Annotated in this window: 8 protein-coding genes and 1 tRNA gene; 8 read left to right on the top strand and 1 reads right to left on the bottom strand. The window is 36.9% G+C overall.

Features of this window, described 5'->3' with window-relative positions; translation table 11 throughout:
* Positions 1–202 precede the first annotated feature (202 nt).
* Positions 203–280: transfer RNA gene (locus ES724_RS11020), tRNA-Pro, on the bottom strand.
* A 328-nt stretch (positions 281–608) separates the two neighbouring features.
* On the opposite strand from ES724_RS11020, the gene ES724_RS11015 reads away from it, so the two are divergent.
* From ES724_RS11015 to ES724_RS10980, 8 genes are all read left to right on the top strand, one after another.
* Complete coding sequence (locus tag ES724_RS11015; protein WP_146932955.1) at positions 609–1,730, top strand: PQQ-dependent sugar dehydrogenase; 1,122 nt, start codon at positions 609–611, stop codon at positions 1,728–1,730.
* Positions 1,731–1,733: 3 nt separating this feature from the next.
* Complete coding sequence (locus ES724_RS11010; protein ID WP_170249883.1) at positions 1,734–2,189, top strand: c-type cytochrome; 456 nt, start codon at positions 1,734–1,736, stop codon at positions 2,187–2,189.
* A gap of 117 nt (positions 2,190–2,306) precedes the next feature.
* Positions 2,307–2,915: a uridine kinase gene (udk, locus tag ES724_RS11005; protein ID WP_146932953.1), complete on the top strand. Its 609-nt coding sequence runs from the start codon at positions 2,307–2,309 to the stop codon at positions 2,913–2,915.
* 19 nt (positions 2,916–2,934) lie between these two features.
* Complete coding sequence (locus ES724_RS11000; protein WP_146932951.1) at positions 2,935–3,249, top strand: FtsB family cell division protein; 315 nt, start codon at positions 2,935–2,937, stop codon at positions 3,247–3,249.
* A gap of 43 nt (positions 3,250–3,292) precedes the next feature.
* Complete coding sequence (locus tag ES724_RS10995; RefSeq protein WP_146932949.1) at positions 3,293–4,669, top strand: methylmalonyl-CoA mutase subunit beta; 1,377 nt, start codon at positions 3,293–3,295, stop codon at positions 4,667–4,669.
* A 141-nt stretch (positions 4,670–4,810) separates the two neighbouring features.
* Entirely contained in the window at positions 4,811–6,940 is a 2,130-nt protein-coding gene (gene scpA, locus ES724_RS10990; RefSeq protein ID WP_146932947.1) for a methylmalonyl-CoA mutase, read from the top strand.
* A 61-nt stretch (positions 6,941–7,001) separates the two neighbouring features.
* A complete protein-coding gene (locus ES724_RS10985; protein ID WP_146932945.1) occupies positions 7,002–7,877 on the top strand; it encodes an SDR family oxidoreductase in 876 nt (291 codons plus the stop codon).
* A gap of 237 nt (positions 7,878–8,114) precedes the next feature.
* Positions 8,115–10,955 (top strand): M16 family metallopeptidase, encoded by a 2,841-nt coding sequence (locus tag ES724_RS10980; RefSeq protein WP_246136861.1) that lies wholly within the window; start codon positions 8,115–8,117, stop codon positions 10,953–10,955.
* Positions 10,956–11,133 lie beyond the last annotated feature (178 nt).

Raw genomic sequence — 11,133 nt, 5'->3', positions numbered from 1 at the left:
TTAAATGAAACAATCAGTTTGCAAAGACGAAAGTCAAATCAGTTAATTGCCTTATGAAGTTACGTAAATATCTGTAATAAAATGATTCACCGAATGATTCACCAGACTTATGTATTTAAATGATATTATTTGATATCATTAAAAACAAAAAACACTGATAATCAAGAGATTAACAGTGTTTTGGTGGGTTTTGATACCCATTTGGTCGGGGTGGCAGGATTCGAACCTGCGGCCTCCTGCTCCCAAAGCAGGCGCGATAACCGGGCTACGCTACACCCCGAATTGGTCATCTATATTTCTTTTTGCTCCTCAATTAAGATTCACTAAAAAGAGTGTGAATATTCATATTTGTCAAATATTGACCCAACAATTAAATTGCGGTCTTCCCGCTGAAGGCGGGACGCGATAACCGGGCTACGCTACACCCCGATGGTTATCTAACTAATAAACAACAAGTGCTTATCTTCATAGCGGCTGCAAATATAAGAATAACTTTTAATCTACCTACACGCAATTAAATTTAAATGAATTATTTTTATCTTATATTAATTCCTGTATTTCTATTAAAATCAGAATTCGATTTTTATTATCATTCAAAAAACATTCTCATGAAATTCAATTTCCTTATAATTAATGTTTTACTCTTAGTCTTTTCTGCCTGTGCACAAAAAGACACCACTATAGAAGCCAGCACTTATACTTATTCTGTTGAAACTGTAGTAGAAGATCTTCAAATTCCGTGGGGATTGGCATTCCTGCCAGATGGGAGTATGTTAATCACGGAAAAAAGTGGGGAGTTGATCCTATTTAAAGATGGTGCCAAACAAGTAATTACAGGTGTTCCCGAAGTTTATAACAGAGGGCAAGGTGGGTTAATGGATGTTGTTTTGCATCCAGACTATAAAAATAATGGCTGGATCTATATCTCCTATGCTTCTCCTGAAGGGAATGGAGATGGAGGAAATACCGCTATTATGCGTGCAAAATTAAATGGAAATGAACTCATTCAAAAGGAAGTTCTTTATAAAGCTAACCCAAATACTACAAAAGGCCAGCATTTTGGTTCTCGAGTTGCCTTTGATAAGGAGGGTTATTTATATTTTTCAGCGGGAGAACGTGGGGAAAGAGATATTAATCCGCAGGATATCACCCGAGATAATGGGAAGATCTATAGATTAAATGACGATGGGAGTATTCCTGCCGGCAACCCTTTCGTTGATGAACCAAATGCCAAAAAAGCCATTTATAGTTACGGACATAGGAATCCGCAGGGAATGATCCTTCACCCAACTACTGGGGAAATCTGGGTACACGAGCATGGCCCAAAAGGCGGAGATGAAATAAACATCATTAAAAAAGGCGCGAATTATGGCTGGCCTGTGGTAACCTATGGACAGAACTATAGCGGAACTTCTATTACTTCAGAAACATCCAGACCAGACATGGAAGGTCCTATTTATTACTGGATCCCATCTATTGCTCCAAGCGGGATGGTCTATGTTACTTCAGATAAATACCCACATTTAAAAAATAATTTGTTAATTGGTTCTCTAAAGTTCCAGTATTTAGAACTTGATATTCTTGAAGACGAAAAAGTTGTGAAAAGAGAACGATTGCTTGAAGGGATTGGAAGAGTGAGAGATGTAAAGCAAGGACCAGATGGGTTTATCTATGTAGCGGTAGAAGGTCTTGGAATAGTAAAATTAATAACCATGGAAACTAAAAAATAATTTATGAAGTTACTGCCTATACTAATTGCAGCAAGCCTATTTGTGTCTTGTAATTCAGGAAAAAAGAAAGATCAATCCAATGTAAATTCAGAGAAAATTACTATTTCTGACTCTCCCGTTCAAAAGAAAGTTTCAGAAAGCTTTAAAAGAGGAGAAGAGGTTTTCTCAAATTTTTGCGTAACCTGCCATCTACCAAGTGGAAAAGGAATACCTGGCAATTTCCCACCATTAGCAGGATCAGACTGGTTAACAGATAAAAGAACAGAAAGTCTTAGAGCTATAAAATATGGTTTATCTGGCCCTATCGTAGTGAATGGAGAAAATTACAACAATGTTATGGCCGCTCAAGGCTTGAGTGATCAGGAAGTAGCAGATGTCATGAATTATATCTCTAATTCTTGGGGGAACACCTCTAAAAAAGAAGTGACAGTAGAAGATGTGAAAGCGCTCTCTAAATAAAATTTTATAATCTATTCACCTATTCTAGATAAACGGGGGAAATCTAAATTCAATAAAAATGATGGACCGCTCCCCTATTTCAAACTAATAATTAACTTTGCGTCAAAATATTTATAGATGCTTATTATTGGAATAGCCGGTGGTACCGGTAGTGGAAAAACCACGGTTGTGAGTCAGATCATTGAAGAATTAAAGAATGAAGAGGTAGCTGTTATTTCTCAAGATTCTTATTATCAAGATACCAGCCATTTATCTTTGGAAGATCGTGTGAAGATAAATTTTGATCACCCTAAATCCATCGATTTTGATCTTCTCGTTTCTCATCTTAAAGAATTAAAAAGCGGGAATTCTATAGAGGAACCTGTATACTCCTTTACAGAACATAATAGAACGGGGGAAACTGTAACAATTCAGCCTAAAAAAGTGATTATTGTAGAGGGTATTCTTATTCTTACTCATGCAGATATTCGTGACATGTTCGATATAAAGATCTACGTGCATGCTGACAGTGATGAGCGTTTAATTAGAAGATTGAAACGCGATATCAACGATCGCGGAAGGGATCTGGATGAAGTTTTATGGAGATATCAAACCACCTTGAAACCTATGCACCAGCAGTTTATTGAGCCTACTAAAGAGTTTGCAGATATCATTATTCCTACCAATAGATATAACAATGTGGCGGTAGATATTGTTCAAACAATCATCAAGGACAGATTAGCGTAATTTTGTATCTTTAAATCTTATGAAACTAAAGGAGCTTCGCAGTAAAAAATGGTTCAAGTTTATTAGCAATAAATACGTGCTGATCTTACTTATTTTTGGGGGCTGGATGCTATTTTTAGATAGTAACTCTTGGATGATCCATAGAGAACTGGATGAAGAAGTAAATAAGCTAAAAGTAAATAAAGAATACTACCAAAAGGAGATCTCTAAGGATAAAGCTATCATAGAAAATCTCAACGATTCTTTTGAATTAGAAAGCTACGCCAGGCAACACTATTACATGAAAAGAGCCAACGAAGATATTTATATCATCCATTACGATACTATAGACTAAGCAACCCCTTGGTTTTACATATTATATTTTTAAAAAATAAATTATGAGTCACACCTTATTCAACGAATTCCAAGAAGTTTCTGCCAAAGAATGGAAGCAGAAAATTCAATTCGATTTGAAAGGAGCAGATTATAATGAAACCCTTATTTTCCATAGTAAAGATGGGATTTCAGTAAAACCCTTTTATACTGCTGAAGATCTAAAAGATCCTATCTCTGTTGCAAATCCAATTTCATGGAATGTCTGTGAAAAGATTTATGTTGCTTCAGATATTAAAAGCAATGAAAAAGCTTTAAGAGTATTAAAAAAAGGAGCGGAGAGTTTATGGTTTGTTATCTCTTCTAAAGAATCAGACTTTAAAGTCCTATTCAAAAATATAGAGCTAAACGCTATTCCTATCTATATTTCATTTGAATTCCTTTCTGAAGAATTCCTTAATTCCTTAATTATATTTTTAGCAGGAAAGGATCATCAGATAAGTTTACAAATAGATATTATCGGAAATTTAGCACGTTCCGGAAACTGGTATCAAGACCTGAAAAAGGATCATGAGATCTTGAACAAAATAGTTGTTAAAGCTGAAGATTTTAAATCGGCAATTAGCGTAGATGGTACTTTATATCAAAATGCAGGAGCGACCATCCCACAAGAATTGGCCTATATGCTGGCACATGCAAATGAATATTTGAATCATTTTGATAATGACGAGAATATTAAAGCTGAAACTAAGCTTCAATTTTTAACTGCTACAGGGTCTAATTACTTTTTCGAGATCGCTAAATTGAAAGCACTTCGCTTATTATATGCAAGTCTAGCTTCAGAATATAAGATTTCCGAAAAATGCAGCATTTTAGCTCAGCCTTCAAAAAGGGACAAAACCTTGTACGATTATAATATAAACTTGCTTAGAACCACCACGCAAAACATGAGTGCCGTTCTTGGTGGTGCAGACGAAGTTTATAATTCTCCTTACGATGCAATTTACCATAAGAATAATGAGTTTGGAGACAGGATTGCGCGCAATCAGCTATTAGTGCTGAAAAACGAAAGTTATTTCGATAAGGTTTCCAATGCTTCAGATGGGGCTTATTATATAGAGACCCTTACACAACAATTCGCAGAAAAAGCCTTGGAGATCTTTAAAGAGATAGAAAATGGCGGTGGATTTTTGAAGCAACTTAAGGAAGGGATTATTCAACGAAAGATTACTGAAAGTGCTGTTAAAGAACAGGAACTTTTTGATTCTGGAAAAATCACACTTGTTGGAACCAACAAATTCCAGAATCCGGATGATAGAATGGCAAATGACTTAGAATTATATCCGTTTCTAAAAATGAATCCAAGGAAAACATTGCTTCAGCCAATTTTAGAAAAACGCATTGCAGAAAAATCGGAGCAGGAAAGACTGAAAACAGAATAATAACAGCGTTTATATAAACTCAGTGGCAAGCCTCCGAGTTAATTCCCGATAAGGATCGGGAAGATAATAGTTTTAAAAATTCAAGTATCCCGATAAATATTGGGACAAAAATTAAACCCTCAATGAGGGAAGCATATTAAAATGTCTAGAAAAAATCTTCAACATATAAAACTTAAGAAAGAGATTTCTCCAAGTTCTTCGAATAACAATTCGGATAGCACTTTTATGACGGCAGAAGATATTCCGCTTAAAAAAGTGTATTCAAAAAGTGATATTGAAGAAGCAGAGCATTTAGATTTTGCAGCTGGAATAGCGCCTTATTTACGCGGACCTTACAGCACTATGTACGTAAAGAGACCTTGGACCATTCGCCAGTATGCAGGTTTTTCTACTGCTGAAGAAAGCAATGCTTTTTACAGAAGAAATTTAGCAGGAGGCCAGAAAGGACTTTCTGTAGCTTTCGATCTACCAACACACAGAGGTTACGATAGTGATCATGAACGTGTGGTTGGAGATGTTGGAAAAGCTGGAGTTGCAATAGATTCGGTGGAGGATATGAAGATCCTTTTTGACCAGATCCCGCTAGATAAAATGTCAGTTTCAATGACCATGAATGGTGCAGTGCTTCCAATTATGGCATTTTATATTGTGGCTGCAGAGGAACAAGGTGTAGATCTTTCTTTATTATCTGGAACAATTCAGAATGATATTTTAAAGGAATTTATGGTGCGTAATACGTACATCTACCCTCCTACTCCATCCATGAGAATAATTTCTGACATCTTTGAATACACCTCTGCAAAGATGCCGAAATTCAATAGCATTAGCATTTCAGGATATCATATGCAAGAAGCGGGAGCAACTTGTGACATTGAATTAGCATATACCCTAGCCGATGGTTTAGAATATATTAGAAAAGGACTGGAAGCCGGAATGGACATAGACAGTTTTGCACCAAGACTTTCTTTTTTCTGGGCAATAGGAATGAATCATTTTATGGAGATCGCCAAAATGCGGGCAGCTAGAATGCTTTGGGCTAAATTGGTGAAACAATTCAATCCTAAAAGCGAGAAATCTTTAGCTTTAAGAACACATTGCCAAACAAGTGGCTGGAGTTTGACCGAGCAAGATCCCTTTAACAATGTTGCAAGAACCTGTATAGAAGCAGCAGCAGCAGCATTTGGTGGGACACAATCTTTGCACACAAACGCTCTTGATGAAGCAATTGCATTACCAACAGATTTTTCAGCAAGGATTGCCAGAAACACTCAATTATATCTTCAACAAGAAACAAATATCACCAAAACTGTGGATCCTTGGGCGGGGAGTTTTTACGTAGAAAGCTTAACTTATGAAATTTCCCAAAAGGCCTGGAAGCTTATTCAGGAAGTAGAAGAATTAGGTGGAATGACCAAAGCAATTGAAGCTGGAATTCCTAAGCTGCGCATTGAAGAAGCTGCAGCAAATAAACAAGCGAGAATAGATAGCGAGACCGATATCATTGTTGGAAACAACAAATATAGATTAGAAAAAGAAGATCCTTTAGTAACTTTAGAAGTAGATAATCAAACGGTCCGCTTACAACAGCTGGAAAGGTTAAAGCAAATAAAAGAAAGCAGGGATCAAGAAAAAGTGACTTCCGCATTTAAGGCCTTAACTAGTGCTGCCAGAAACAAGGATGGAAATTTGCTGGAATTAGCAGTATCAGCTGCTAGAGAAAGAGCTACCTTGGGGGAGATCAGCGATGCTTTAGAGGACGTTTACGGAAGATATAAAGCGAAAATTCAAACCTTTAGTGGCGTTTATTCAAAACAAATGAAAGACAACGTATCCTTTATTAAAGCTAGGGAGCTAGCCGATAAATTTGCGGAACAAGATGGAAGACGTCCTCGTATCATGATTGCAAAAATGGGTCAGGATGGCCATGATCGTGGAGCAAAAGTGGTTGCCACAGGTTATGCCGATCTTGGTTTTGATGTGGATATTGGGCCTTTATTCCAAACTCCTGCAGAAGCTGCAAAACAAGCTATGGAAAATGATGTTCATATATTAGGAGTATCTTCATTGGCTGCAGGGCATAAAACATTAGTACCACAAGTAATTGAAGAATTAAAAAAGCATGGCAGAGAAGATATTATGGTGATCGTTGGTGGAGTTATTCCATCTCAAGATTATCAATTCTTATTCGATGCCGGAGCTGTCGCTGTTTTTGGCCCGGGAACTAAAATAAGTGAAGCTGCCATTCAGCTTTTAGAAATATTATTAGATTAAATAACCAAAAAGTATGCAGTCACAGTTAGCACTGCCAACTGAATACTAAAAACTGAAAAACATGGATTATACTAAAAAAATGCTTCGTGACGATGCCTTGAAAGGGAAAACGATCGTTGTTACCGGTGGTGGTAGCGGACTTGGAAAATCAATGAGCACATATTTCTTAGAATTGGGTGCAAATGTTGTAATCACTTCCAGAAATCTGGAAAAATTAGAAAATACTGCAAAAGAATTAGAAGCTGCAACTGGAGGTACTTGTTTACCCTTACAGTGTGATGTTCGTCATTATGACCAAGTAGAAGCTATGCTAGAAGCATCGGTGGCTAAATTTGGAAAAGTAGATTCTTTGTTGAATAATGCAGCCGGAAACTTCATCTCTCCAACCGAGCGATTAAGCGCAAACGCCTTCGATACTATTATAGATATTGTTTTAAAAGGAAGTAAGAACTGTACTTTGGCTTTTGGAAAACATTGGATAGACAAAAAAGAAGTAGATAAAACTATTTTAAACATCGTAACTACCTATGCCTGGACAGGTTCTGCTTATGTGGTACCAAGTGCAACCGCGAAAGCTGGAGTTTTAGCTATGACGCGATCATTAGCTGTAGAATGGGCAAAATATGGAATTCGTTCTAATGCTATTGCGCCGGGACCATTTCCAACAAAAGGAGCTTGGGACAGGTTATTACCAGGGGATTTGAAAGAGAAGTTCGATCTTGCTAAAAAAGTTCCCTTAAAAAGAGTTGGAGAACACCAGGAACTGGCAAATTTAGCGGCCTATCTAGTGTCCGATTTTTCTGCTTATGTCAACGGTGAAGTTATCACTATAGATGGTGGGGAATGGCTAAAAGGAGCTGGACAATTCAACTTATTAGAAGCAATTCCGGAGGAAATGTGGGATCAACTTGAAGCTATGATTAAGGCTAAGAAGTAAAAACAAATAAGGATTTTTACCATTAAAATAGACTAAGCAGTTTCGGAATTATCTGAAACTGCTTTTTTAGTGGAAAGATTTCATGTTAAACAATTAAAACATACAGGTAATCAACTTATAAACAAGTATTTATATTTAATATTCGAGAAATAAAAAAAAACGTAACTTCCTCTTATTATTTTTCTTAGCTGCCCTACTGGTTAATTTAATTTTATAAAAAAAACAAGTAAAACGAGTATGAAAAAAATTGTGATGAATTCTATCGCTGCCCTTTTGTTCATTTCCGCCGGAAATAGCATAGCACAGGTCGACAGTAAAAATGAAGTAAAAAAACTTCCCTCGGAAAACATTCCTACAGATCCTAATGTAAAAATAGGCAAGCTGGAAAATGGTCTCACCTACTACATCCGGAACAACGGTAAACCCGAGGACAAGGTGGAATTACGCCTTGCCATTAATGCGGGGTCTATCCTTGAAAATGAAGATCAGCAAGGACTTGCTCACTTTGTGGAGCATATGAACTTTAACGGAACTAAAAACTTTGAGAAAAATGAACTTGTAGACTACCTACAAAGTATTGGGGTGAAATTTGGTGCCGATCTTAATGCGTACACAGGTTTTGATGAAACCGTTTATATTCTGCCAATTCCAAGTGATAATCCAGAAACCTTGGAAAAAGGCTTCCAGATCCTTGAAGACTGGGCGCACAATGCGTTAATGACAGATAAGGATATCGACGAGGAACGAGGCGTTGTTATGGAAGAATACCGACTTGGACTTGGACCAGATAAGCGAATGATGACAGAATATTTACCTAAACTTATGTACGGGTCTCAATATGCTGAAAGACTTCCTATTGGAAAACAAGAAGTTATAGAAAACGCCGATTATGAAACGGTAAGAAATTATTATAAAGATTGGTACAGGCCAGATTTAATGGCTGTAGTAGCAGTAGGAGATCTGGATCCCGAAGTGATGGAACAAAAGATCAAAGATCATTTTTCAAAACTTATACCGGTTGAGAACGCTCGGGAACGAAAAGTGTTCGATCTTCCAAATCACGATGAAACTTTTGTTGCAATAGCTTCAGATAAGGAAGCTCCATTTAGCCAGGTACGGGTTTATTACAAAGACCTTGAAAATGCTGAAGATATAGTTACAACCAATGATTACAGAGATCAGTTAGTTAAAAATCTTTTCTCTACCATGATAAATAACCGTTTGGACGAACTTCGAAATAGTGCAAATCCACCGTTTACCTATGGATTTTCAAGCTATGGGGGAACCTATGCAAGGTCCAAGAATGCATACCAGTCATTTGCAATGAGCGGAGCCGGCGAGCAGTTGAAATCTCTTCGCGCTTTACTTGAAGAAAACGAACGTGTAAAACGTTATGGCTTTAATTCGGGTGAACTGGAAAGGGCTAAAAAAGAGTATCTTGCCCAGTTGGACCGTCAATTCAAAGACCGCGACAAGCAGGAAAGTGGTAGGATAGTTGGCTCCTATGTGAGTCATTACTTGTCCAATTCTCCAATTCCTGGAATTGAATGGATTTCTCAATTTGCCAGCGCTAACCTACCTGGAATAAAGCTGGAAGAGGTAAATAAACTTATCAATGATTTTCTTCATGAGGAAAACAGGGTAATCATTCTTACCGGACCAGAAAAAGAAGATATTACTCAGGTAAAAGAGGAGGAAGTTCTAGCCATGCTAAAAGATGTTGAGAATTCTGAAATTGAACCTTATCAGGAAACAGACATTCGCGAGAACTTAATTACCAATGCTCCTAAGGCTGGAACAATTACAAAAGTTGAAAGCAATGATAAAGTTGGATTCAAGAAGCTGCTTCTTAGCAATGGCGCGACCGTAGTGTATAAAAATACTGATTTCAAAAACGATGAAATTTTATTTTCTGCATATAGCCCTGGTGGAACCTCGTTGTACTCAGATGAAGATTATCTTAATACCGGATTTGCCAATAGCGGCTTAGCTGAAGCTGGTATTGCAGACCTCTCTCTAAACGATATGAGTAAAATGATGAGTGGGAAGTTGGTTTCTGTTAGCCCAAATATCGGAAGTATTTCTGAAGGTTTTAATGGATCCTCGACGCCTCAGGATTTGGAAACTTTGTTCCAGATGGTACATTTATATTTTACAGATCTTAATAAAGATGAAGAAGCTTATAATTCATTTGTGACCAAGCAGAAAAATTTTCTTGGAAACTTATTATCCAATCCTAATTTCTATTTTCAAAATGAGCTCGGAAAATTTAGAAACGAAGGAAATCCCCGTTACTTAGGGTTTCCAACTCCTGAAGCTTTTGACAGCCAAGACTATGATCTTGCCTATGAGAAATACAAGGAACGTTTTTCCAATGCCGGAGATTTCACCTTCTACTTTGTGGGTAACATTGATGAAGCAAAATTAAAAGAATTTGCCTCAACATACCTTGCCAGTTTGCCATCCAGTGGTAAAAAGGAAGAATATAAGGTATCGGCATTTAGAGAAGTTAATGAATATCGCAAAAAGGTAATAAATAAAGGTACCGACCCTAAAAGTCAGGTTACTATTTTGTGGAATGGGGAAACAGATTATAACCAAGAAGAAGATTTTGCCCTTGGAGCATTGGGAGAGGTTCTAACCATAAAACTAGTAGAAAAACTTCGTGAAGAAGAAGGTGGAGTATATGGTGTTGGAGCCAGGGGAAATATGTCTAAAATTCCTTATGGATCTTACAACTTCAGCATTTCTTTCCCTTGTGGACCTGAAAATGTAGATAAATTGACTGCAGCCGCTTTAGCTGAAGTCGAAAAAATTAAAAAGGAAGGTCCTTCAGAAAAGGATATGGCTAAAATAAAAGAATCCCTTTTATTGAACAGAAAAGAAAGCATTAAGCAAAACCGTTTCTGGTTAAACCAACTTTCTGCTGCAGATAGGGAAGAAAAAAACATAAATGAACTGTTGCGATTTGAAGAAAAAGTTGCTGCACTCACGGCTAAAGAAGTAAAGGATGTTGCCAATACTTTTTTAAATGAGAAGTATCTTTTAGGTATACTGATGCCGGAAGAAATGGAATAAGAGAATAAAACCTAATTTAAAACCTGACAGGAATAAACCTGTCAGGTTTTTTTGTTCTAGACTGAATGTAAACCAATTACCTTAATTTAAGCCTGTTTAAATCTAAGGGGGCGTAAGTTAATTGAGCCTAGATTTAGGAGAAAATCGCATTCCCTATATATTAATGTATAAGCTGTTA

This window comes from Gillisia hiemivivida (genome assembly GCF_007997295.1).
Lineage (GTDB): Bacteria > Bacteroidota > Bacteroidia > Flavobacteriales > Flavobacteriaceae > Gillisia > Gillisia hiemivivida.
Note: the sequence above shows the minus strand (reverse complement) of the source record. Positions and strands in the feature narration are given on the sequence as shown.

Coding starts and splice junctions, on each gene's coding strand:
- ES724_RS11015 (WP_146932955.1), top strand. CDS start 609: ATGAAATTCAATTTCCTTATAATTAATGTTTTACTCTTAGTCTTTTCT.
- ES724_RS11010 (WP_170249883.1), top strand. CDS start 1,734: ATGAAGTTACTGCCTATACTAATTGCAGCAAGCCTATTTGTGTCTTGT.
- udk (WP_146932953.1), top strand. CDS start 2,307: ATGCTTATTATTGGAATAGCCGGTGGTACCGGTAGTGGAAAAACCACG.
- ES724_RS11000 (WP_146932951.1), top strand. CDS start 2,935: ATGAAACTAAAGGAGCTTCGCAGTAAAAAATGGTTCAAGTTTATTAGC.
- ES724_RS10995 (WP_146932949.1), top strand. CDS start 3,293: ATGAGTCACACCTTATTCAACGAATTCCAAGAAGTTTCTGCCAAAGAA.
- scpA (WP_146932947.1), top strand. CDS start 4,811: ATGTCTAGAAAAAATCTTCAACATATAAAACTTAAGAAAGAGATTTCT.
- ES724_RS10985 (WP_146932945.1), top strand. CDS start 7,002: ATGGATTATACTAAAAAAATGCTTCGTGACGATGCCTTGAAAGGGAAA.
- ES724_RS10980 (WP_246136861.1), top strand. CDS start 8,115: ATGAAAAAAATTGTGATGAATTCTATCGCTGCCCTTTTGTTCATTTCC.